The sequence below is a fragment of the Nitratireductor soli genome (assembly GCF_001050155.1).
Lineage (GTDB): Bacteria > Pseudomonadota > Alphaproteobacteria > Rhizobiales > Rhizobiaceae > Nitratireductor > Nitratireductor soli.
Map to the genome: position 1 here is coordinate 169,575 of NZ_LFVY01000010.1, position 23,036 is coordinate 192,610.

Below are 23,036 nucleotides of genomic sequence, written 5' to 3' on the forward strand. Positions count from 1 at the left end.
GTGAATGCCGCCCAACGCCAATGATGAAATAGCCGGAGCGTGCATGTCTTTTTGGAAACAGGCGGTTGTCAGCCTTATTGTCTTGCTTGCCGCGGGCCTTGCCTGGTTCTGGTATTTTCCCGGCGCCGAGGGCGTCCTGGCACGCGCCGGCCTGATCAAGGACCAGGCGGCGGCCACACGGGAAGCGCCGGCGGGCGAGCAGCGGCAGGGCCGCCGCGGCGGCGGTGACGCCGGTGGCCCGGTTGTCACCGCGCCGATTGCCTTCGCCACGATCAACGATCACCTGTCGGCCATCGGCACGGGCCGCGCCCTGCGCTCCGTAGTGGTCAATCCGCTGACCTCGGGAACCCTGCGCGAGGTGCTGACGGCCTCCGGCGCCACCGTCGAGGCCGGCGACCTGATCGCCCGTCTGGATTCGGAATCCGAAGCGATCGCCCTCGACCGGGCCGGCGTGGCGCTCGACGACGCCAAGGTCAAGCTCGAGCGCGTCATGGCGCTACGTTCGTCCAACACGGTCTCCGTCGTTCAGCAGAACGAAGCCGAGCTGGCCCTGCGCAACGCGGAACTGGCCCTGCGCGAAGCGGAACTGGCGCTGGAGCGACGCTCCATCACCGCGCCGATCGGCGGCACGGTCGGCATCCTGCCCATCTCGGCCGGCAGCTATGTCACGAACAGCACCGAGATCGCCACGATCGACGATCGCTCGCGCATCCTGGTCGATTTCTGGATCCCCGAACGCTATGCGAGCCTGGTCGACATCGGTTCGCCGCTGACGGCAACTTCCGTCGCGCGCGCCGCCTCCATGCATGAGGGCGCGATCAGCGCCGTCGACAACCGCATCGACCCCGAAAGCCGCACATTGCGCGTCGAAGGACAGATCGAAAACCCCGACGACCGGTTGCGCGCCGGCATGGCATTCAGCATATCCATGCGCTTCCCCGGGGAAACCTACCCGGCAGTCGACCCGCTGGCGATCCAGTGGAGCGCCGATGGTCCCTATGTCTGGTCCGTCGAAAACGGCATGGCGCGCCAGAAATCGGTGCGCATCATCCAGCGCAATGCCGACAGCGTTCTCGTCGATGCCGATTTCACCGAAGGCGGCGTGGTGGTGACGCAGGGCATCCACAATGTGCGCGAAGGCGCCCCGGTCGAAGCCGCCCGCGCGCCATCGACCTCGACCGACGCACAAATCGTCAAGGCGGAAAGGACCCCGTCTTGAAGGACACGATCCACGATGCGCAGACCGGCCTGACGGCGCTTTTCGTCCGCCGGCCGGTCCTCGCCTTCGTCTTCAACACGCTGATCGCCGTCGCCGGCCTGGCCGCCCTGTTCGGCATCGAGGTGCGCGAGCTTCCCGATGTCGATCGTCCGGTCATCACCGTCTCGACGGATTTCTCCGGCGCCGCCGCCGAAACCATGGACCGCGAGGTGACCGCCATCGTCGAAGGCGCCGTGGCGCGCGTCTCCGGTGTCGCCGCCATCTCCTCACGCTCGTCCTTCGGCCGCAGCCGGGTGACGGTCGAATTCGCCGACAGCGTCGATCTGGACGCCGCCGCCTCCGATCTGCGCGATGCGGTCAGCCGCATCCAGAACAGCCTTCCCGATGACGCCGACACGCCGCGCATCGTCAAGGCCGACGGCGACGCCCAGGCAGTGATGCGCCTCGCCCTGACCTCGGAAGACATGTCGATCCAGGACATGACCGTTCTTGTCGAGGAGGAGATCGTCGACGCCTTCGCCGCGGTTCCAGGCGTCGCCGACGTGCAGGTCTATGGCGACCGGGCGAAGATATTCCGTATCGACATCGACCAGACGAAGCTGGCGAGCCTCGGCCTGACCGTCGCCGACGTTTCCAAGGCGCTGACCTCCATCGCCTTCGACACGCCGGCCGGTTCCCTGACCAGCACGACGCAGGACCTGACCGTGCGCGCAACCGCCGCCGTATCGACGCCGGCGGAATTCGAGGCGCTCTACCTCAAGGACCGCGTCCGGCTCGGCGATGTGGCCACCGTGACGCTGGGTGCCGACATCGGCGAGAGCCAGTTGCGCTCCAACGGGCGTACCGGCATCGGCCTCGGCATCGTTCGCCAGGCGCAATCGAACACGCTCGACATTTCGACAGGCGTGCGCAAGGCGGTCGAGGATGTGCGCAACACGTTGCCCGCCGGCATGACGATCGCGGTGACCAGCGACGACGCGACATTCATCAACGGCGCCATTCACGAGGTGGAGATCGCCCTTGGCATCTCGGTCACCGTGGTGCTTCTGGTCATCTTCCTGTTCCTGCGCGATTTCCGCGCCACGCTGATACCGGGGCTGGCCATTCCGGTCGCCTTGATCGGCACGCTTGCCGCCATCTACCTGACCGGGTTCTCGATCAACATCCTGACGCTGCTGGCGCTGGTGCTGGCCACCGGCCTTGTCGTCGACGACGCCATCGTCGTCCTGGAGAACATCGTGCGCCGCCGCAACGAGGGCATGGGCGCGCGCGCCGCCGCCGTGCTCGGCACGCAGGAAGTCTTCTTCGCCGTCATCGCCACCACCGCGACGCTGATCGCCGTTTTCGTGCCGATCTCCTTCCTGCCCGGCCAGGCCGGAGGCCTGTTCCGCGAATTCGGCTTCGTGCTGGCCATCGCCGTTTTCCTGTCGTCGCTGGTCGCCTTGTCGCTTTGCCCGATGCTTGCCTCGCGCATGCTCTCGGCCCATCCGCAGAACGAAAAGCGACAAGAAAGCGGCCCGGTGGCACGGCTCGGACAAGCGCTGTCGGGCGTTTACCGGCGTACGCTGCATGCCTGCCTCGACGCGCCGTTCGTCGTCATCCTTGTCTCGGTGCTGTTCGCCGCCACCGCCTATGGTTTGTTCGGCACCATCAAATCCGAGGTCACGCCGACCGAGGACCGCTCGGTCGCCTTCATGCGCGTTTCGGCGCCGCAGGGCGTCAGCCTCGATTACTTCGCCGAGCAGATGCGCCGCATCGAGGCGCTGATCCAGCCCATGCGCGCCAGCGGCGAGGTGTTGAGCACGTTTTCGATCGCCGGCCAGGGTTCCGGCAACAGCGGCTTTCTCGTCCTGATGCTTGCCCCCTGGGACGAGCGCACGCGCAGCCAGCAGGCGATCGTCGCCGAATTGTCCGAGCGCACCAGTTCCGTACCGGGCGTGCGCGCCTTCGTCTTCCAGCCCAACAGCCTGGGCATTCGCGGCTCCGGCAGCGGGCTGCAATTCGCCGTCGCCGGCAACAATTTCGCAACGCTGAACGGCATCGCCGCCAGCATCGTCGCTGAAATGGAGAAGGACCCGCGCTTCCGCCAGGCGCGCCTGTCCAACGATACCACGCAGCCACAGCTGGCCATCGCCATCGACCGCGAGCGCGCCTTCGACATGGGCATCGAGATCGACGGCCTCGGCAACACGATCCAGGCGATGCTCGACGGCCGCAAGATCGGCTCGGTTTTCATCGACGACCGCAGCGTCGACGTGAAGCTGGTCTCGACCACCAGTCCCGTCAACGACCCGACCGACCTGGAGAACATCTTCATCAGGGCAGGCGACGGCCGCTTCGTCCCGCTATCCACCATCGCCACGCTGAAGGAGCAGCCGGTGCCGCCCTCCCTGTCGCGCGAGGGACAATTGCGCGCCGTCGGCGTCAGCGCCGCACTGGCGCCGGGCGTGGCGCTGAGTGAGGCCTATGCGCGCGCCCAGGAGATCGCCGCCCCGCTCATCAAGCCGGGCACACGCATCATCCCGCTTGCCGAAACCGCGACGCTGGGCGAGACGGCCGGCTCCATGGGGACGATCTTCGGCTTCGCCCTGGTCATCATCCTTCTCGTTCTGGCCGCCCAGTTCGAAAGTTTCGTCAGCGCCCTGATCATCATGGCGACTGTGCCGCTCGGCCTCGCCTGCGCCGTCTTCGCCATGGTCGCCACCGGCACCAGTCTCAACGTCTACAGCCAGATCGGCCTGGTGCTCATGGTCGGCATCATGGCCAAGAACGGCATCCTGATCGTCGAGTTCGCCAACCAGCTGCGCGATCGCGGCTTGAGCGTACGCGAAGCGATCGAGCAGGCATCTCTGATCCGCCTGCGCCCCGTGGCCATGACCATGATCTGCACCGTTGTCGGCGGCGTACCGCTGGTGCTGGCCAGCGGCGCCGGCGCGGAAGCCCGCATCGCGCTCGGCTGGGTCATCGTCGGCGGCCTGGGTCTTGCCACCCTGTCGACCCTGTTCCTGACCCCCGTCGCCTATCTGCTCCTCGGCCGTTTCGTGACGCCCAAGGCTGAAGAGGAAGCGCGGCTGGAGCGTGAGTTGGACCATGCAGCCGGCCTCGACGCCAAGTCCCGCTAGCTTTTTTGCCAATCCCGTTCGCTGTGGGGCGCGTAACGGGTGACAATCCGGACGCAAGACTGTATCTGTGCCCGTCGCGCAAACGGGCGGGCTTGCGCAGCCCGTCCCTGCGAAGCAGCATTTCAGAAACGGAGTACGCCTGTTGAGCGTCGGGACGATTAGCGTTGAGAGGGCCCAGGAACTCGTTGGTCAGGAAGTCGGACTTTCGGGATGGCGTGTCGTATCGCAGGAAATGATCGACCAGTTCGCCGCGGCGACCGACGATCATCAGTTCATTCACACGGACCCCGAAAGGGCTGCCCGCGAAACCCCCTTTGGCGGTACGATCGCCCACGGGTTCCTGTCGCTTTCGCTCTTGTCGACCATGGTGTTCGAAGCCGTTCCTCTGCTCGAAAGCGCGGGCATGGGCGTCAATTTCGGCTTTGAGCGCATCCGCTTCCTGGCCCCGGTGCGCAGCGGTGCCCGCATCCGCGCCCGCTTCGTGCTGGCCAATCTGAATGTGCGGCCGTCCGGCATCGTCGAGATCAATTACGATGTGACGGTCGAGATCGAGAACTCGATGAAACCCGCCCTCACCGCGCAATGGCTGACGCTGGCCATGCCGGATCGTTCGCGCGACGATTGAACCTCTGCATAATTCCTTGAATCAGAATCGATTTGAGGAAAAATTATGCAGCATTTCAAAGTGCTCACACCACGCCGCAGGCGCGAACGAGCTTCAACAGCCTCGGCAGCGAGGGCTGCGTGTTCATCGCGCACCATGTCTCGCGCTGTTCCCCGCCATAGCTTTCCTTGTGCCTGGCAAGCGATTGGGTCGGGTAGACGAACCGTTGGGCGAGCGAGTTGGTGTAGATGAACCGGAAGGCCCGCCGCGTCAGCCAATCCTTCTCGAACTCGCGGTCCTCGATGCGGTGGAATGGCATCAGGCCGAAATAGAGCCGCGCCACGCCCTCTGCCTGAAACGTTTCGATGGCCCTGCGCACCAGGAAATAGGCGGCCAGCGGATCGGCGTCCGGCAGCCAGCGGCGCGTCGCCGAAAGATAGCCGATCAGCTTGCCGTCTTCGTAAAGCGGGTCGAAGAAGGCAAAGGCGATCGGCTGCCCGTCGGCATCGACAATGAAGAATTTGCGGACGCCGGGTTCATCACGGAGTTGGACCGGCCGGACGAGAAAGGAAAGTTCGCGCCGCTTGGTGGTGCGGGTGCGCCGCCATCCCAGCGATATTGCCTCGATACGCTGCGGATCCAGTGCCGTCAGCGGCAGTTCCGCGACGGTATGGCCGCTGCGCGCGAAACGATTGCTCGCCGTTCGAAAACTGCGCCGCATCGGCCCGGCGAAATCATACCCGGCCAGATCGATGAAGCTCTCGACGCCAAGAGCGTTTACCCGGAACCCCTTTGCGGCAAGCAGTTCGGCCATCGGCCGCGACACCTGCCAGAAGGTGACATCCTTCTTCTCATCGACGAAGGCATCGACGAGTTCGTCCCAATGGGCATGCGGCGCCAGCGGATCTGCCAGCGCATAGGCCGTCCGGCCGACCATCCGATAGGCGATGAAACCGCGCGCGTCTCCGAAATGGCGCAGGCCCGGCTGGTGCGCCACCGAATAGGCAAGAACGAAGTTGCCGTGATTCTCCAGGAGAGCACGGCGAACCGGCTCGGCAAGGAAACCGCTGTCGCTGAAGGACATGTCGGCAGGCACGCGCGCTGGATAGTTCACGGGCAACGACTCACGCTATGTACCCCCCGCAGGCAGAGGAATTGCACGCGCCGAGATTGCTGGCAAGATCGGAATTGACAATTAAAAAACAATTTGGTTATTTAATTGTGATTGGAGATTCCCGCGATGCTGCCAGTTGCCACCCCGCCCGAGACGATGCGCATCGACGCGCCTGACACGGCGGATCAGCGCGTCCTGTTCGGCCTCAAGACCAAGGGGGCGATGACCGCGCAGCGCCTGGCGCATCTGCTCGGCATTTCGGTGGTCGCCGTGCGCAAGCAACTGGCCCGGCTCGAAACGGCCCGGCTCGTCCGTTTCGAGGAAGAGGTGCGCGGCCCGGGGCGGCCCGAGCGCGTCTGGCGGCTTTCCGCCGAGGGTCATGCGCGGTTTCCCGACAGCCATTCGGCGTTGACGCTGGACCTGATCACGTCGATCCGCCGCATTTTCGGCGAAGAGGGGCTGGATCGGCTGATCGGCCAGCGCGAACAGACGATGGAAAGCAGCTATCGCGACGCGATAGCGGGCGAGCAGAGCCTTGAGACGCGCATCGCCTCGCTTGCCCGCCTGCGCGCCGGCGAAGGTTACATGGCCGAAATCGAAAAACTGGACGATGGCGCCTTCCTGCTCATCGAGAACCATTGCCCGATCTGTGCCGCCGCCCGCGCCTGCCAGGGCTTCTGCCGTTCCGAGCTGAACGTTTTCCGCATGGTTCTGGGACCGCGGACGCGCGTCACGCGAACCGATCACATCCTGGCCGGCGCACGACGTTGCGCCTATCGCATTGAACCGATTTCGCCGGACTGAGCCACGAGGACACCATGACTGACCACGAAACCGGGGCTCCGCTCGGCAATGCCGGCTGGGCGGCGATCATCAAGACCGGGCAATTAGGGCAGTTCGCCCTGCTGTGCCTGGGCATCTGGCTGCATGCCGCCGACACGATGCTCGTCGCCACCGCCATGCCGGCGGCCGTGGCCGAGATCGGCGGCGACCGGCTGGTGAGCTGGACCCTGTCGCTCTACCTGCTGGGTTCGATCCTTTCGGGATCGGCGGCCGCCTTGACTGCCTCGGCGCTCGGCCTGCGGCGCGCCTTCGTGCTTGCCGCCCTCACCTACACGGCGGGTTGCGTGGTCAGCGCGCTGGCGCCGGACATGATCGTCATGCTGGCCGGCCGGTTTGCACAGGGCGTCGGCGGCGGTCTTCTGGTCGCACTTGCCTATGTCGCCATCCAGCGGCTTTTCCCGAAGGATATGTGGCCGCGCCTGATCGCCCTGATGTCGGCCATCTGGGGGGCGTCGGCCTTTTGCGGGCCCTTGATCGGCGGTTTCTTCGCCGATCTCGGCCTGTGGCGCTGGGGTTTCTGGGTGTTCGCCGGCCAGGCCCTGCTGCTGGCCGTCATGGTTCCCGCCTTCATGCGGCCGAGCAGGGGGGTCGCCGCGCCCGGCCAGCGTTTCCCGGTCATCCGCCTTGCGCTGTTGTCGCTGGCGGTTCTGTCCGTCGCCACGGCCGGCATCTACGTGACCCCGGCGGTTTCCCTGCCCCTGGTCGCGGCCGGCGGTCTGTTCTTCTATCTGTTCCTGCGCCGCGACGGCAGCCGCACGACCAACAAGATGTTTCCCACCCGCGCCTTCGACATCCGCACCGTGCTCGGTGCCGGCTTCATCGCCAATCTGGCGCTCGGCACCGCCGCCATGTCATTCACCGTCTATGGCCCCTTCCTGCTCAACCGCATCCATGGCATTTCGGCGCTCGAAGCCGGCTACATCATCGCCGCCGAATCGGTCGCCTGGAGCACCACCGCCATCGCCTTTGCCGGTGTCGGCGCGGCCGGCGAGCGGCTGGTCATGCGCAGCGGCGCTCTGTTGATCGTGCTGGCCATCGCCATGCTCGGCCCGGTGATGGCCGAGGGGCCGGTCTGGGCAATCCTCATCATGTCCATTGCCCAGGGCGCAGGCTTCGGCCTGTTGTGGGGATTTCTGATCCGCCGGGTGGTGGCGACGGCGCCCGTACCCGAACGTGACAGCGCTTCCGCCGCCATGCCGACCACGCAGCAGATCGCCTTCGCACTGGGCGCCGCACTTGCCGGCATCATCGCCAACACAACGGGCTTCGCCGACAGCGGCAATCGCGCGACCATGCAGAATGTCGCCATGTGGGTGTTCGTCGCGTTCGTCCCACTGGCAGCCCTCGGCGCCGCCGCCGCCTGGCGCGTGGCCGGTCCGAAGCGTGCCGCCGAAGGAGAGGGACAGCCGCTCGCCGGGCAAGCCGCTCCCTGAAGAATGCCCTCAGGGGCTGTTGGCAGGGGGCGGTTGGCAAGAAACTGTTGGAAGCGCCTGCTACCTGTCCTGCCGCTTCTTGTCTTTGCGGCCGGGCGCGCCGGCATGCGTCGAGGCCGTTGCCGAAATCGGATCGCTGGCCGGGAAGGTGCCCTCAAGTCCTTCCTGCAGTTCGTCGTCGTCGTGGGCATGGTCGGCATCTGATTTTGCATCGGGTTTCGCAGCGGGTTTCGCAGCGGGTTTCTTCGTCGCGAATTCATCCGGCGCCCCGGTCCGCGTCGCGCGTGTCACCGAAACGGGATCGCTGGCCGGAAACGTCTCTTCCAGCCCCTCGTTCAGGGCGTCGTCCTGGGCGTCGTGAAGCGCCTGCTCGGAGGTCTTGTCGCTGGTTTTCGATTTGGCGCCGGGCTGCATGGCAAAATTCCTTTTCCTGCAGAACGCGCGTGAGCGCGGCAGGTTCCAAACCTCACGCGTCGCGTGCCGCCGCCTCAAAGAGCATGAAAACGTAGTCGCTGAAGGAGCGCCAGCACTCGACGCGAAACGCCTCCTCGCCGGTCCGCCACAAGACAATCTCCACCTTGCCGAAAACCGTTCGCGAAGCGGCACCGACCGGGAACGCACCGCGCGAAAGGTCCTGTGGGCAGCCGGCGCTGAGCACATCGGCTGCACGCCGGCCCGACACCAGGAGCGCCGTGTTGCGATGCGACACGTCAACCGCCGAATGGAACGCTGTGACGGTGCCGCACGCGGCCATCAGGTCGCCGCCCTCCTCATCGATCACCAGCCATTCGTCCGGACCGAGCCACAAGGCCGCGCGTGCGCCATGCACGGCGGAAGCTTTGGGTCGTTGCGACAGGTCTATGCCCAGCGCCTTCGACAAGGCGGCGCGCGCCGCCGAAGGCGCGCGCAGGGCAAGCCGCACCGCCGGCACGGCCGGTTCGACAAGGATACCCTCATCCTGAAACAGGCGGCCATCAAGAGGTGAAATGCGCGCGGCGGCGTCAACCATTGGCCCGCTCCCCCTTCTCGTCGAAAAAGACCGTCGAGGCGACCTCGACGGCGATCGCCCCGCCGGGCATCGGCACATACAGCGTTTCGCCCATGCGGTCATGACCGCCGGCGACCAGCGCCAGCGCGATGGAATGGCCGCAATTCTCCGACCAATAGGACGAGGTGACGTGACCGAGCATGGTCATCGGCACCGCCTGATGCGGATCGGCGACGATCTGCGCCCCCTCGTCAAGCACGGTGTTCGGGTCCTTCGTCCTCAATCCGACCAATTGCTTGCGCCCGGGCGCCACCAGATCGGCGCGCCTGAGGCCGCGCATGCCGACGAAATCCGCCTTGTTCTTGCCGATGGCCCAGATCAGCCCGGCATCCTGCGGGGTCACCGTGCCGTCCGTCTCCTGGCCGACGATGATGAAGCCTTTCTCGGCGCGCAGCACGTGCATGGTCTCCGTTCCATAGGCGCAGGCCCCGCGCTTCTCGCCTTCCGCCCACACCGCTTCCCATACGGTGCGGCCGTAATCGGCCGGCACGTTGATCTCGAAGCCGCGCTCACCGGTGAACGACATGCGAAACAGCCGGGCCGGCACGCCGCAAACCGTCCCCTCGCGCACGGACATGTGCGGCATGGCCGCGTCGGACAGGTCGATGCCGTCGACCAGCGGGGCGATGATATCGCGGCTGCGCGGCCCCTGCACGGCGATCACCGCCCATTGCTCCGATGTCGAGGTGAGAAAGACCCGCAAATCGGGAAACTCGGTCTGCAGATAATCCTCCATGTGGTTCAGCACGCGCGGCGCGCCGCCCGTGGTGGTGGTGACATGGAACCGGTCCTCGGCAATGCGCCCGACGACACCATCATCGTAGATGAACCCGTCCTCGCGCAGCATGACGCCGTAGCGGCAACGGCCGACGCCGAGCTTGGCCCAGGGATTGGTGTACATCAACTCCATGAAGCGCGCCGCATCCGGCCCGACCACCTCGATCTTGCCCAGCGTCGATGCGTCGAAAATGCCGGCACTCTCACGCACCGTGCGGCACTCGCGCGCCACCGCCGCATGCATGTCCTCGCCAGCCTCAGGAAAATACCAGGCGCGTTTCCACTGGCCGACATCCTCGAACGCCGCACCCTTTTCCTGCGCCCAGGAATGGATCGGCGTGCGGCGCACCGGCTCGAACAAGGCTCCACGGCTGTGACCGGCCAGCGCACCGAACGTGACAGGCGTATAGGGCGCCCGGAACGTCGTCAGCCCCACTTCGGGGATCGGCTTGCCGAGCATTTCGGCGGCGATGGCCAGCCCGTGCATGTTCGAGGTCTTGCCTTGGTCGGTGGCCATGCCGGTGGTGGTAAATCGCTTGACATGCTCGATCGAGCGCATCCCCTCGCGCACCGCCTGGCGGATGTCCTTGGCCGTTACGTCGTTCTGGAAATCGACGAACGCCTTGACCCCGGTTCCGGTTTCCGCCGTGCCCAGCATGCCGCCCGACCAGACCTCGCCGCGCACGTCCTTTACGATCGTTGCTCGGCGCCCCTGCGCCCCATCGGCCCTGGTGCCTGCTTCGAGCGCCTGCTCAATCGTCTGGGCAAGGTCTATCGAGCCGCCGCAGGCTCCCACGCAGTCGACATCCTGAGCGCTGGTGCCGGGCAGGAAACGCTGTGTTTCGGCCTCGAAAGCGAGTTTGCCGCGCGATTGCGAGAACAGATGCACCGCCGGCGTCCAGCCGGACGATGTGATCAGCGCATCGCAGGGAATGACACGCCCGGCGCCGCCGGCAAGCGGCCTGACCTGGATCGAGGAAACCCGCAACCGCCCGGCCGTCGCCGTCACCGCATGGCCCTCCAGGCACTCGATGCCGAGCCGCCTCGCCTCCTCGACATGCGCTCCTCGAATCTCGCTGCGCGCATCGACGATGGCGGCAATGCCAACGCCTGCCCTTTTGAGGTCGAGCGCCGCGAGCCAAGCGCTGTCGTCCGCCGTGTACACCGCCACATTGCGGCCGACTGCGACGCCGAAATGGTTGAGATAGGTGCGCGCCGCCGAGGCCAGCATGATCCCCGGCCGGTCATTGCCGGCAAACACCATGTGCCGCTCGATGGCCCCGGTGGCGAGCACCACGCGCTTTGCCCTGACCTGCCACAACCGCTCGCGCGGCTGCTCTGGCGCCGGCTTCGCCAGATGGTCGGTCAGGCGTTCGACCAGTCCGACGATGTTCTGGGCGTAGTAGCCGAAGCCGGTGGTGCGGGTGAGAAGCCGTACATTGTCCCGCGCGGCGAGATCGGCGGTCACCGCCTTTGCCCAGTCCCAGCCAGGCCGCCCGTCGATCGCAGCGCCGGTTTCAAAGCGCAGCGCGCCGCCCGTCTCCGCCTGCTCGTCGGCCAGGATGACCCGCGCTCCGGTGTCGGCGGCGGCAAGTGCGGCGGCAAGGCCGGCAGCGCCCGCGCCGATGACCAGCACGTCGCAATGGGCAAAACGGTTGGCATAGACATCCGGGTCGGGCTGATCTGGCGCGACGCCGAGCCCGGCGGCACGGCGGATGAACGGCTCATACAGCCGCTCCCAGGCAGCCTTCGGCCACATGAAGGTCTTGTAGTAGAAGCCCGCCGAAAAGAAGGGCGATGCGGCATCGTTGAGCGCCCCGACATCGAAGGCGAGCGACGGCCAGCGATTTTGCGAAACGGCCTCGAGCCCCGCGTGAACCTCCTGCACCGTGGCCCGCACATTGGGGGTCTTGCGCGCCGCGTCACGATGGATACCGACCAGCGCATTCGGCTCCTCCGCGCCTGCCGAGACGATGCCGCGCGGGCGGTGATATTTGAACGAGCGCCCCACGAGATGAACGCCGTTCGCCAGCAGCGCCGAGGCGAGCGTATCGCCGGTGAGGCCGGTGAAGGGCTTGCCGTCGAAGGTGAAGTTGACGGGTGCGGCGGCACCGAGCCGTCCGACATCGGCGAGGCGGAAGGGTTGCTGCATCACCGTCCCTCCCCGCCCAGATCGGGTTTCGGCTCGCCGGCCTTGTAGGTCTTGAGAAACCGATCCGACACCGTATCCCGCGCGGCGTTGAAAAAGCGCGCGCAGCCATGCATGTGCCGCCACCGCTCGAACACGACGCCCTTCGGGTTCGACCGGATGAAGAAGAAGCGCTCGAAATCCTCGTCGGAAAGCGCAGCCATGTCTGCCGGCCGCGCGATATGCGCCTCGCCGGCATGGCGGAATTCCAGCTCCGGCCGGTCCTCCTGGCAATAGGGGCAATGAATGAGAAGCATGTGTATCCTCGCCTAATGCGCCACGGCGGCAGCCGCCGCCTCATCGATCAGCCGCCCGCTGCGGAACCGCTCCAGCGTGAACGGCGCGTTGATCCGGTGCGGCTCGTCGCGGGCGATGGTGTGGGCGAAGACATGCGCCGATCCCGGCGTCGCCTTGAAGCCGCCCGTGCCCCAGCCGCAATTGACATACAGTCCCTTGACCGGCGTCTTCGCCATGATCGGCGAACGGTCGGGCGTCACATCGACAATGCCGCCCCAGCTCCGCAGCATCTTCATGCGGGTGAACATCGGGAACATCTCGACGATCGCGTCGAGCGTGTGCTGGATGATGTGCAGGCCGCCCGTCTGCGAGTAGGACGTGTACTGGTCGGTGCCGGCGCCGATGACCAGCTCGCCCTTGTCGGACTGCGAGATGTAGGCATGCACCGTGTTCGACATCACGACGCAGGGAAAAACCGGCTTCACCGGTTCCGACACCAGCGCCTGCAGCGGGTAGGATTCGAGCGGCACCTGAACGCCGGCCATCTGCATCAGCACCGAGGAATGGCCGGCCGCCACGATGCCGATTTTCGCCGCGCCGATCGTCCCGCGCGTCGTCTCGACACCCGTCACCGCCCCGTCGGGCCCACGGTTGATGCCGATGACCTCGCAATTCTGGATGATGTCGACGCCGCGCGCCGAAGCCGCGCGCGCATAGCCCCAGGCGACCGCATCGTGCCTGGCCGTGCCGCCGCGCCGCTGCAGGGCCGCGCCCATGACGGGGTAGCGCGCATCCGGCGAAATGTTCAACGGCGGGCAATAGGCTTTCGCCTCTTCCGGCGTCAGCCACTCATTGTCGACGCCGTTCAGCCGGTTGGCATGGATGTGGCGCTTGAAGACCTGCACGTCATGGACGTTGTGCGCCAGCATCATGACGCCGCGCGGCGAGTACATGACGTTGTAGTTCAGGTCCTGGCTGAGACCGTCCCACAGCTTCACCGCATGATCGTAGATTCCGGCGCTCTCGTCATAGAGATAGTTGGACCGGATGATCGTCGTGTTGCGGCCGGTGTTGCCGCCGCCGAGCCAGCCTTTTTCGAGCACGGCTATATTCGTGATGCCATGCTCCCTGGCCAGATAATAGGCCGTGCCCAGCCCGTGCCCGCCGGCACCGACGATGATCACGTCGTAGTGTTTCTTCGGCTCGGGCGAGGCCCATTGCTCGGGCCAGCCCCTGTGGCCGCGCATGGCCTCGCGGGCGATGGCGAAGACGGAATATTTGCGCATGGGCCTCCCCGCAACAGACAAGCGCGCCACAGGCGGCGCATCGGATTGTCAGCGTAGCAGTAGCGAAAACCGTTGCAACGTCGTGCGCTGATTGCGACGGGCATTGCCGTTTTGCGTCAAGCCGTGGGCTCCTGAAGGCTTGTCGGCTTTCGGGTGGCCGCCGGCCCGCATGTCTGGAAGTTTCCCGTCACTTGAGATGCGCCGTGCATCCCGTAAACGAAAAGGAACAACCGGCATGTTTTCATTGAACGACAAGGTCGCCATCGTCACCGGCGCGAGCTCCGGCATCGGGCGGGCGGCGGCAAAGCTGTTTGCCGCGCAGGGGGCGAAAGTGGTCGTCACCGCGCGAAGGCAGGCCGAACTCGATGCCCTGGTCGACGAGATCGCCAGCGAGGGTGGTGAAGCCGCAGCACTCGCCGGCGACGTACGCGATGCCAAGCACAACGAGGCGCTGGTGGACCTGGCCGAGAACCGCTTCGGCGGCCTCGACGTCGCCTTCAACAACGTCGGCACGGTCGGCCGGATGGCGCCGATCGAAGATCTGGAAAGAGCCGAATGGGATGAAGTGATGGAAACCAATCTCGCATCCGCCTTCCTGGCCGCCAAACACCAGGTTCCGGCCATGCGCCGGCGCGGCGGCGGATCGCTGATCTTCACCTCAAGCTTTGTCGGCTACCAGACGGCGGGGATGCCGGGCATGGCCGCCTACGCGGCGGCAAAGGCCGGGCTTGTCGGCCTGACCAAGGCCATGGCCGCCGATCTCGGCACACAAGGCATCCGCGTCAATGCGCTGCTGCCGGGCGGCACGGACACGGGCATGGCCACATTCGAGACGGACGAACAGCGCGCATTCGTCGAGGGACTTCACGCGTTGAAGCGCATCGCCAGGCCCGAGGAGATCGCCCAGGCCGCACTCTATCTCGCCTCCGACGCCTCCAGCTTCACCACCGGCACGGCGCTGCTTGCCGATGGCGGTGTGTCGATCAACAAGATCTGACGACTGCAAGAAGCGGCGGCCGGCAGGCGTTTCCTCTCGACAAGGATTTGCAATTCTGCTATGAGCCGCCGCTATTCGTGGCAGAATTGTGCCGCGGAGGCCTTTGCCCGTGGGCAATTGCGAGATGAATTCGACGTTTAGAAAATCAACGTTCTGACAGGAAACCCAGGTGCAGGTACTCGTCCGCGACAACAATGTTGACCAGGCGCTTCGCGCGCTGAAGAAGAAGATGCAGCGCGAAGGCATTTTTCGCGAGATGAAGATGCGCGGGCATTACGAAAAGCCCTCCGAGAAGCGTGCCCGCGAAAAGGCCGAGGCCGTGCGCCGCGCCCGCAAGCTGGCGCGCAAGCGCGCCCAGCGCGAAGGTTTGGTCGGCGGCGGTCGCGTTGCTGCGCCGCGTCCCTGACATCGCCCATCTTTCGACCATTTCTGCTTGTATCCAACGCGGTACGATCCACTGATCGTACCGCGTTTTGGTGTATCTGGGGATTTTCAGCACGGGGACCGCAATGGCTTGGTTTGGCGCAAGGGTTATGGCATTAGGAACAATGACTTCAATCCTGACGACGCCTTCGATCAAATTGCGCCACAGCTTCGCCGGCATTGCGCTCCTGACCCTCTTGCCTCTGGCGGCCTGCCAGTCGAGCGGTCCATCCACGGATCTCAGCCGCATCGACACGGCGCAGGGCTCGGCCGAAAACATCGGTTCGCTGAGTTCGGTGATCGACCGCACGCCCAACGAGCCGGAAGCCTACAACATGCGCGGCGCAGCCTATGGGCGCGCCGGGCGCTACAACGACGCACTGAAGGACTTCGACAAGGCCATCGCGCTGAACCCGCGTTCGCACAATGCCTATGCCAACCGCGCGCTGATCTACCGCTATCTGGGACAGAACGACCGCGCGCTGGCCGACTACAACCAGGCCATCTCGCTCGATCCCAACTACGACACGGCCTATATCGGCCGCGCTGAAATCTATCGCCTTTCCGGCCGCAGCACCGAAGCGCTGGCCGATCTCGAGCGCGCCATCAGCCTCGACACCACGGATCCGCGCGCCTTCTACCGGCGTGGCCTGCTCTATCAGGCAAGCGGCCAGCACCCTTATGCGATCGAGGATTTCGCCACAGCCATCTCGCTCTCCCCGGACGCGCCCTATGGCTACAATGGCCGCGGCCTGTCCTATCTGGCCCAGGGCGACGACGAAAACGCGTTCTCGGACTTCAACACCGCCATCCGGCTCGACGGCAAGATCGCCGAAAGCTGGGCCAACCAGGCGCTTGTCTACGAGAAGCGCGGCGACAATGCGAAGGCATCCAAATCCTACACCCGCGCGATACAGCTTGACCCCGAATATGCGCCCGCGCGCGACGGCCTGGCCCGCACGAACATCTAACCCATTTGCAGTCAGGTGGCCGACCTGACGTCCGCATGAATGCGGAAAACAAGGAGATAGACCGGACAGCGTTTCCGTGAAACGACGAACCGGTCTGCAAGCGGATCTTCAGAAATCTTCAACGCAACCAGACGGCATATGCTGTGCCGGCGATGCGGCGTGTCGTGAAAAATCTGGAACCTTGCCGGCGCTCACGGGTTGTGAGCCCGAACCCAGCAAGGAGTTTCAATGATGAAAAAAGCAATCTTTCTCGCCACGGCCCTGGCTGCCTCGGCAGCGACGCCGGCCTTCGCGCAGGAGCGCGTCGAACTCGGCGTCCTGGATTGCGTCGTCGAGGGCGGCGCCGGCGTGGTGATCGCCTCCTCGAAGGATCTGGCATGCACCTTCAAACCGGTGGATGAGGCGCGGCCCGCCGAAAGCTATTTCGGCGTCGTCAACAAGTTCGGCCTCGATGTCGGCGTGACCGATCCCGCCGTGCTGCAATGGGTCGTGGTGGCGCCGACCGCCGATGCCTATGCGCCCGGTGCATTGGCGGGCGATTTTGTCGGTGCAAGCGCCGAGATTTCCGCCGGCTTCGGCGCCGGCGCCAACATCCTGGTCAGCAAGAAGAGCGACAGCCTGATGCTGCAACCCCTCAGCCTGCAGGGACAGACGGGCATCAACGTCGCCCTCGGCGTCAGCGAATTCCAGCTGCGGACGGCTGACGAATAGAGCCTTTATGCGCAAAGCAAAGAGATAGCGCCCGAACAAAAAAGCCCGGCATCACTGCCGGGCTTTGTCGTGTGAAGGCGTATGCCTCAGTGATCCATGGCCTTGACGATGTCGTCGGTCATCTTCTTTGCATCGCCGAGCAGCATCATCGTGCCGTCCTTGTAGAACAGCGTGTTGTCGATGCCGGCATAGCCGGAGCCGAGCGAGCGCTTGACGAACAGGCAGGTGCGCGCCTTGTCCACGTCGAGGATCGGCATGCCGTAGATCGGCGAGGATTTGTCGTCGCGTGCCGCCGGGTTGGTGACGTCGTTGGCGCCGATGACATAGGCGACGTCCGCCTGGGCGAACTCGGAGTTGATGTCCTCCAGCTCGAACACTTCGTCATAGGGCACCTGCGCCTCGGCGAGCAGCACGTTCATGTGGCCGGGCATGCGTCCCGCCACCGGGTGAATGGCGTATTTCACCTCGACGCCGGCCGCCTTCAGCTTGTCGGCCAGTTCGCGCACCGCGTGCTGCGCCTGCGCCACCGCCATGCCGTAGCCCGGCACGATGATGACCTTCTGCGCATTGGCCATCAGATAGGCCGCGTCGTCGGCCGAACCCTGCTTGACGGTGCGGTCGATGCCGTCGTCGCTGGCCGCCGCCGTCTCGCCGCCGAAGCCGCCGAGAATGACCGAGATGAAGGAGCGGTTCATGCCCTTGCACATGATGTAGGACAGGATCGCGCCCGACGAGCCGACCAGCGCGCCGGTGATGATCAGCGCCAGATTGCCGAGCGTGAAGCCGATGCCGGCAGCCGCCCACCCCGAATAGGAATTGAGCATCGAGACGACGACCGGCATGTCCGCGCCGCCGATCGGCACGATGATCAGCACGCCGAGCACCAGCGAGGCGGCGACGATCAGCCAGAAGATCGTCGTGCTCTGCGTCGTCACCAGAAGGATGATCAGCACCACCAGGGCGATGGCCAGGCTGGCGTTGATGATGTGGCGCATCGGCAAGAGGATCGGCTTGCCCGACATGCGGCCGTCCAGCTTCAGGAAGGCGATGATCGAGCCGGTGAAGGTGACCGCGCCGATGGCGACGCCGAGCGACATCTCGACCAGCGCCTGGGCGTGGATCGCACCCAGCGTGCCGATGCCGAAGCTTTCCGGCGCATACATGGCGGCGGCCGCCACCATGACGGCGGCAAGACCGACAAGGCTGTGGAAGGCGGCGACGAGCTGCGGCATCGCCGTCATGGCGATGCGCTTGGCGATCACCGCGCCGATGCCGCCACCGATGGCGATGCCGGCGACGATGAGCACGAAACCGCCAAAGGACGGCGTGGCGTAAACCAGCGTCGTGACGATGGCGATACCCATGCCGACCATGCCGTAGAGATTGCCCTTTCGGCTGGTGGTCGGATGCGACAGGCCGCGCAGCGCCATGATGAACAGGACGCCGGAGACGAGATAGAGGAAGGATGCAAGATTGGCGCTCACGTCACTTGTCCTTCTTCTTGTACATGGCCAGCATGCGACTGGTGACGAGGAACCCGCCAAAGATATTGACCGAGGCCAGCACCAGGGCGACGAAGCCGAAGCCGGTGGCCAGTCCCGAGGCGGAGATGCCGACGGCAAGCAACGCGCCGACGACGATGACCGAGGAAATGGCGTTGGTGACCGACATCAGCGGCGTGTGCAGCGCCGGCGTCACCGACCAGACCACGTAGTAGCCGACGAAGATCGCCAGGACGAAGATCGCCAGGCGGAAGACGAAGGGATCGATCGCCCCGCCGGACGCGCCATGCGCCAGCGCGCCTGCCGCATCGGCGACATCCGCCGCCTGCATGCCTTCCATGGCGGCGCGAACGCTCGCCACGGCGCTGTCGAGCTGGTCGAGCGCCCTTTCGAGTGCCGTTGGTTCCATCAGGCTTCTCCCCCCGATTTGGTTGCGGCAGGCGCCTTCGCCGGGCTCTTGGCATCAGCAGGCTTGGCCGCAGGTTTCTTCGCTGCAGGTTTCCGGGCCGCAGGCTTCTTCGCTGCCGTCGCACTTGTCGCCTTGGCGGCCTTGGCCGCCGGCGCCTTCTTCGGTGCAGCGGTTTTCGCCGCCGGCTTGGACGCATCGACGAAGTTCGGATGCACGATCTTGCCGCCATGGGTCAGCATGGTCGCCTTGACCAGCTCGTCCTCCATGTCGATGGCAAGCGCTTGTCTCTCCTTGTCGATCATCGTCTCGAGGAAGGCGAACAGGTTCTTCGCATAGAGCAGCGAGGCGGATGCGGCGACCCGGCCCGGCACGTTGAGATGGCCGAGGATCTTCACATCGTTGGCCGTCGTCACCACGCGGCCAGCGACCGCGCCCTCGACATTGCCGCCGCGCTCGACCGCCAGATCGACGATGACCGAACCCGGCTTCATCGACTTGACCATGGCCGCGCTCACCAGCTTCGGCGCCGGCCGGCCGGGGATCAGTGCCGTGGTGATGACGATGTCCTGCTTGGCGATGTGCTCGGCGACCAGTTCGGCCTGCGCCTTTTTCTCGGCATCCGTCAGTTCGCGGGCGTAACCGCCCTCGCCCGACGCATCCTTCAGCGCCTCCGTCATGATGAACTTGGCGCCCAGCGAGGCCACCTGCTCGCCGGCCGCCGCCCGCACGTCGGTCGCCGTGACCACCGCGCCCAGGCGGCGCGCCGTGGCGATGGCCTGCAGGCCGGCGACGCCGGCGCCCATGACGAACACCTTGGCCGCCGGCACCGTGCCGGCCGCCGTCATCATCATCGGCATCGCCCGGTCATACTCGGCGGTGGCGTCGATCACGGCGCGGTAGCCGGCCAGATTGGCCTGCGAGGACAAGACGTCCATCGACTGGGCGCGCGTGATGCGCGGCATGAATTCCATGGCGAAGGCGGTGACGCCTGCATCGGCCATCGCCGCCACGTCGCCCTCGTGGCCATACGGGTCCATGGTGGCGATGACCACCGCGCCCTTCTTGTAGGATTTGAGTTCGCCTGGGTTCGGCCGGCGCAATTTGAGGATGATGTCGGCCTTGGCGGCGTCCGCCAGCTTGCCGATCTTCGCTCCCGCCTTCTCGAACTCGCCGTCGACAATGCGCGATTGCGCGCCGGCGCCCGCCTCGATCACCAGGTCGAAGCCGAGACCCGCAAGCCGCTTGACCGTATCGGGCGATGCCGCAACGCGGCCTTCCGTGACGTCAGTTTCCTTAGGCACAAAAATGCTTTGTCCCACCGTCATGTCCTTTCGGTTGGACCGTCCTCCCCATCGTCGGGGCAGCGTTCGCCGCCCCGCACGTCAAGCCGTGCGCCCTAGCGCAGCAGCCAGGCGCCGAGCGCCGTGATGAGAATGAAAAGAACGGTGCTGGAGAAAAATCCAGCGGAGGTGAAAAAGCCGAACGCCATCGCGATCAAAAGGGCGATGATCACCAGGCTCGAATATTTGGAGATGGTCAGGAAAAGATTGTAGGTGCGCTCGTGTTCCGCGTAGTCCATTTCCGCGCCCGTCTCGGCCGGACCGGCCGGCGTATTGTCTGCCATCACAAAACCCCATGGGAATAGAATTGGACTTGGGGAATAGCGAAAAGATGGCTGGAGGGCAATGGGAGGATTGCCGCACGAGCGGTGTGCCCACCTTTCAATCGGTTTGCAACGCCCAAGGCGTTGCAGGCCGGACACGCGGTGCAACGAGAAGCGGCAGAAGCGGCCCGGAACCTGTTACGAAAGCCAGCGCTTGCGCCGTTTGTAATGTTTCACATTGCGGAAGGAACGCCGCCCCTCGCCGCCGACGCCGAGATAGAACTCCTTGACATCCTCATTCTCGCGCAGCGCCTGGGCCTCGCCATCGAGGACGACCCGGCCCGATTCGAGGATATAGCCGTACTTGGCGTAGCGCAGCGCCACGTTGGTGTTCTGCTCGGCCAGCAGGAACGACACGCCCTGCTCCTCGTTGAGCTTCTTGACGATCTCGAAAATCTCCTCGACCAGCTGCGGCGCAAGCCCCATCGACGGCTCGTCGAGCAGGATCATCTTCGGTCGCGAAAGCAGCGCCCGGCCGATGGCCGTCATCTGCTGCTCGCCGCCGGACGTATAGCCGGCCTGCGAGTTGCGCCGCTCTTTCAGGCGCGGGAAATAGGTGTAGACCAGGTCGAGGTCCTGACGGATCGCCGCCTGCCCGTCGCGCCGCGTAAAGGCGCCGGTCAGGAGATTGTCCTCCACCGACAGATGGCCGAAGCAATGCCGCCCCTCCATCACCTGGATACAACCGCGCCGCACCAGATCGTTGGGCGACAGATTCTGCACCTCGCCTCCCTCGAACAGGATCGATCCCTTGGTGACCTCGCCGCGCTCGGCGTGCAGCAGATTGGAAATCGCCTTCAGGGTCGTCGTCTTGCCGGCGCCGTTGGCCCCGAGCAGCGCGGTGATGCCACCGCGCGGCACCGACAGCGACACGCCCTTCAGGACCAGAATGACATGATCGTAGATGACCTCGATGTTGTTGACTTCGAGGATGGCCTCGGCGGGCGCGGCTGCGGGGGCTGTATTGCTCATCTCGGCTCCGAGGTTGAAGTCTCCTTCTCCCCGCTTGCGGGGAGAGGGTGGCCCGAAGGGCCGGGTGAGGGGCGGAGCCCAGGCTCCAAAGGCTCGCGCTGCCCCCCATCTGCCTGCATGCATCTTCTCCCCGCAAGCGGGGAGAAGAAAGCTGTCGTCACATCTTGCATTCTTCGTTGATCGGCCATGGCGCGTTGGCCGATGCGTATTCCTGCGCTTCCTTGTCTTCCAGCGGCTCGATCGCTGCACGGTCTGGCGTCAGGAGTTCCGAAGCCTTGACGAACTTGGCGCCATCCCACTGCAGCATCCAGCCCCCGCCATGTCCGGTGTGGTCGGCGCAGGACGTATTGAAGGGGACGAGCATGCCTTCCGCACCCAAGGCCTGGATACGGGCTTCGTCCAGGTTGAGGTTTTCCAGACCCCAGCGCAATTGCTCGGGGTTCGGCGACTTGACGTCGAACTGCTCCTGCGCCGCGTTGATGCCCTCTACGAGTATGGCAGAGATCATGAGGCCGCGCTGGTAGAACACCCAATCGAACTCGCCCTCACCCTGGTTGATGAGCGACTTGCCGGTGTCGACCACATATTTCTTGATGTCTTGCATCAGCGGCGATTCGGAATTCGGCACGCTCCACGAAACCGACCGATAGCCCTTGCCATCCTCGCCGACGAGCTTCAGGTCGCCGTCATGGCCCGACCACCAGATACCGACGAACTGATCCATCGGATACTTGGTTTTCACCGCTTCGGTGAGAGCGCCGGCGTTCATGGCGCCCCAACCCCACATCAGCACGAAGTCGGGACGCTCGCGGCGGATCTGCAGCCATTGCGCCGACTGGTTCTGCATTTCGGTAAGACCGACTGGAATCGGCAGCAGCGTGAAACCGTGCTTCGCGGCAAGCGCTTCGAGCAGCGGGATCGGCTCCTTTCCATAGGGGTGATCAAGGTGCAGGAGGGCAATCTTCTTGTCCTTGAGGTTGTCGAGATTGCCGTCGGAGATGTTCCTGAGGATCATCGAGGCGCCGTCCCAATAGGAAGACGGGGGGTTGAAGGCCCATTGGAATACCTTGCCGTCGGCCATGGGTGAGAAGCCGTAGCCGGGAGCGAGGATCGGAATCTCATCGACATTCGACTTGGGCAGGACCTGCAGCGTAATGCCGGTCGACCAAGGCTGAGTGACCACGGCGTTGGCCTTGGTCTTCTCGTAACACTCGACGCCCTTCTCGGTGTTATAGCCGGTCTCGCACTCGTCATAGACGAGCTTCACGCCGTTGAGCCCGCCATCGCGTTCGTTGAGCAGCGTGATGTAATCGCGCTGGCCGTTCATCAACGGCGTGCCCGTCGCCGCGAACGGCCCGGTGCGGTAGGACAGGTTTGGAATGTAGATGGAATCGTCCTGCGCTGCGGCAGGCTCGGAAAAACCGGCGCCGAGCACAAGCGCCGACGACAGGATCGCAGTTTTGAGCAATGTCTTCATGCTGTTTCCTCCACTTGTTCTTTTCTCCGACAGGAAGGGG

The 23,036-nt window shown here is 65.1% G+C and carries 21 protein-coding genes; 9 read left to right on the forward strand and 12 right to left on the reverse strand.

From position 1 onward, the window contains the following. Nucleotides 1–43: 43 nt before the first annotated feature. The 3 genes from AB843_RS14310 (at nucleotide 44) to AB843_RS14320 (ending at nucleotide 4,966) form a co-directional block, all read left to right on the forward strand. Nucleotides 44–1,219 (forward strand): efflux RND transporter periplasmic adaptor subunit, encoded by a 1,176-nt coding sequence (locus tag AB843_RS14310; RefSeq protein WP_048647545.1) that lies wholly within the window; start codon nucleotides 44–46, stop codon nucleotides 1,217–1,219. Continuing rightward, entirely contained in the window at nucleotides 1,216–4,341 is a 3,126-nt protein-coding gene (locus AB843_RS14315) for an efflux RND transporter permease subunit (protein ID WP_048647546.1), read from the forward strand. The genes AB843_RS14310 and AB843_RS14315 overlap by 4 nt, the downstream gene beginning before the upstream one ends. A 142-nt stretch (nucleotides 4,342–4,483) precedes the next feature. Then, the gene (locus AB843_RS14320) at nucleotides 4,484–4,966 is read left to right on the forward strand and encodes a MaoC family dehydratase (RefSeq protein ID WP_048647547.1); all 483 of its coding nucleotides are present in this window, start codon (nucleotides 4,484–4,486) and stop codon (nucleotides 4,964–4,966) included. A gap of 64 nt (nucleotides 4,967–5,030) precedes the next feature. Here the strand turns inward: AB843_RS14320 and AB843_RS14325 are convergent, their stop codons facing one another. Next, nucleotides 5,031–6,059: a DUF2156 domain-containing protein gene (locus tag AB843_RS14325; protein ID WP_244467985.1), complete on the reverse strand. Its 1,029-nt coding sequence runs from the start codon at nucleotides 6,057–6,059 to the stop codon at nucleotides 5,031–5,033. Between the two features lie 126 nt (nucleotides 6,060–6,185). Here AB843_RS14325 and AB843_RS14330 point away from each other — a divergent pair, with 126 nt between their 5' ends. Both AB843_RS14330 and AB843_RS14335 read left to right on the forward strand, forming a co-directional pair. Continuing rightward, nucleotides 6,186–6,863, forward strand: coding sequence for a helix-turn-helix transcriptional regulator (locus AB843_RS14330; RefSeq protein WP_082143837.1), 678 nt, complete (start codon nucleotides 6,186–6,188; stop codon nucleotides 6,861–6,863). Between the two features lie 14 nt (nucleotides 6,864–6,877). Beyond that, the gene (locus AB843_RS14335) at nucleotides 6,878–8,335 is read left to right on the forward strand and encodes an MFS transporter (protein WP_048647548.1); all 1,458 of its coding nucleotides are present in this window, start codon (nucleotides 6,878–6,880) and stop codon (nucleotides 8,333–8,335) included. A 60-nt stretch (nucleotides 8,336–8,395) separates the two neighbouring features. Here AB843_RS14335 and AB843_RS14340 read toward each other — a convergent pair whose 3' ends face one another. From AB843_RS14340 to AB843_RS14360, 5 genes are read right to left on the reverse strand one after another with little or no spacing between them, the layout of a single operon-like run. Beyond that, nucleotides 8,396–8,749, reverse strand: a complete 354-nt coding sequence (locus AB843_RS14340) for a hypothetical protein (RefSeq protein WP_048647549.1) — start codon at nucleotides 8,747–8,749, stop codon at nucleotides 8,396–8,398. Nucleotides 8,750–8,801: 52 nt separating this feature from the next. Further along, complete coding sequence (locus tag AB843_RS14345) at nucleotides 8,802–9,344, reverse strand: sarcosine oxidase subunit gamma (RefSeq protein ID WP_048647550.1); 543 nt, start codon at nucleotides 9,342–9,344, stop codon at nucleotides 8,802–8,804. Beyond that, nucleotides 9,337–12,312, reverse strand: a complete 2,976-nt coding sequence (locus tag AB843_RS14350; protein ID WP_048647551.1) for a sarcosine oxidase subunit alpha — start codon at nucleotides 12,310–12,312, stop codon at nucleotides 9,337–9,339. The genes AB843_RS14345 and AB843_RS14350 overlap by 8 nt, the downstream gene beginning before the upstream one ends. Continuing rightward, on the reverse strand, nucleotides 12,312–12,605 hold the full coding sequence (locus AB843_RS14355; protein ID WP_048647552.1) for a sarcosine oxidase subunit delta: 294 nt from the start codon (nucleotides 12,603–12,605) through the stop codon (nucleotides 12,312–12,314). Before AB843_RS14355 ends, AB843_RS14350 begins: the two co-directional genes overlap by 1 nt. A 12-nt stretch (nucleotides 12,606–12,617) precedes the next feature. Beyond that, complete coding sequence (locus tag AB843_RS14360) at nucleotides 12,618–13,871, reverse strand: sarcosine oxidase subunit beta (protein ID WP_048647553.1); 1,254 nt, start codon at nucleotides 13,869–13,871, stop codon at nucleotides 12,618–12,620. A 235-nt stretch (nucleotides 13,872–14,106) separates the two neighbouring features. On the opposite strand from AB843_RS14360, the gene AB843_RS14365 reads away from it, so the two are divergent. The 4 genes from AB843_RS14365 to AB843_RS14380 all read left to right on the forward strand — a co-directional run bounded on the left by AB843_RS14365 (nucleotide 14,107) and on the right by AB843_RS14380 (nucleotide 16,973). Further along, a complete protein-coding gene (locus tag AB843_RS14365; RefSeq protein WP_048647554.1) occupies nucleotides 14,107–14,868 on the forward strand; it encodes an SDR family oxidoreductase in 762 nt (253 codons plus the stop codon). 169 nt (nucleotides 14,869–15,037) lie between these two features. Next, a complete protein-coding gene (gene rpsU / locus AB843_RS14370; RefSeq protein WP_048647555.1) occupies nucleotides 15,038–15,274 on the forward strand; it encodes a 30S ribosomal protein S21 in 237 nt (78 codons plus the stop codon). A gap of 142 nt (nucleotides 15,275–15,416) precedes the next feature. Further along, nucleotides 15,417–16,262 (forward strand): tetratricopeptide repeat protein, encoded by an 846-nt coding sequence (locus AB843_RS14375; RefSeq protein WP_048647556.1) that lies wholly within the window; start codon nucleotides 15,417–15,419, stop codon nucleotides 16,260–16,262. Nucleotides 16,263–16,493: 231 nt separating this feature from the next. After that, nucleotides 16,494–16,973 carry a DUF992 domain-containing protein gene (locus AB843_RS14380; protein ID WP_082143843.1) on the forward strand — a complete coding sequence of 160 codons (480 nt, stop codon included), beginning with the start codon at nucleotides 16,494–16,496 and terminating at the stop codon, nucleotides 16,971–16,973. Between the two features lie 86 nt (nucleotides 16,974–17,059). On the opposite strand, the gene AB843_RS14385 is transcribed toward AB843_RS14380, so the two are convergent. The 6 genes from AB843_RS14385 to AB843_RS14410 form a co-directional block, all read right to left on the reverse strand. Then, on the reverse strand, nucleotides 17,060–18,457 hold the full coding sequence (locus AB843_RS14385) for an NAD(P)(+) transhydrogenase (Re/Si-specific) subunit beta (RefSeq protein WP_048647557.1): 1,398 nt from the start codon (nucleotides 18,455–18,457) through the stop codon (nucleotides 17,060–17,062). Between the two features lies 1 nt (nucleotide 18,458). Continuing rightward, the gene (locus AB843_RS14390) at nucleotides 18,459–18,884 is read right to left on the reverse strand and encodes an NAD(P) transhydrogenase subunit alpha part 2 (protein ID WP_048647558.1); all 426 of its coding nucleotides are present in this window, start codon (nucleotides 18,882–18,884) and stop codon (nucleotides 18,459–18,461) included. Beyond that, nucleotides 18,884–20,203 (reverse strand): Re/Si-specific NAD(P)(+) transhydrogenase subunit alpha, encoded by a 1,320-nt coding sequence (locus tag AB843_RS14395; protein WP_048647598.1) that lies wholly within the window; start codon nucleotides 20,201–20,203, stop codon nucleotides 18,884–18,886. Before AB843_RS14395 ends, AB843_RS14390 begins: the two co-directional genes overlap by 1 nt. A 77-nt stretch (nucleotides 20,204–20,280) precedes the next feature. Further along, on the reverse strand, nucleotides 20,281–20,508 hold the full coding sequence (locus AB843_RS14400; protein ID WP_048647559.1) for an aa3-type cytochrome c oxidase subunit IV: 228 nt from the start codon (nucleotides 20,506–20,508) through the stop codon (nucleotides 20,281–20,283). Between the two features lie 177 nt (nucleotides 20,509–20,685). Then, on the reverse strand, nucleotides 20,686–21,519 hold the full coding sequence (locus tag AB843_RS14405; RefSeq protein WP_048647560.1) for an ABC transporter ATP-binding protein: 834 nt from the start codon (nucleotides 21,517–21,519) through the stop codon (nucleotides 20,686–20,688). 157 nt (nucleotides 21,520–21,676) lie between these two features. Continuing rightward, on the reverse strand, nucleotides 21,677–22,996 hold the full coding sequence (locus AB843_RS14410; protein ID WP_048647561.1) for an ABC transporter substrate-binding protein: 1,320 nt from the start codon (nucleotides 22,994–22,996) through the stop codon (nucleotides 21,677–21,679). Nucleotides 22,997–23,036 lie beyond the last annotated feature (40 nt).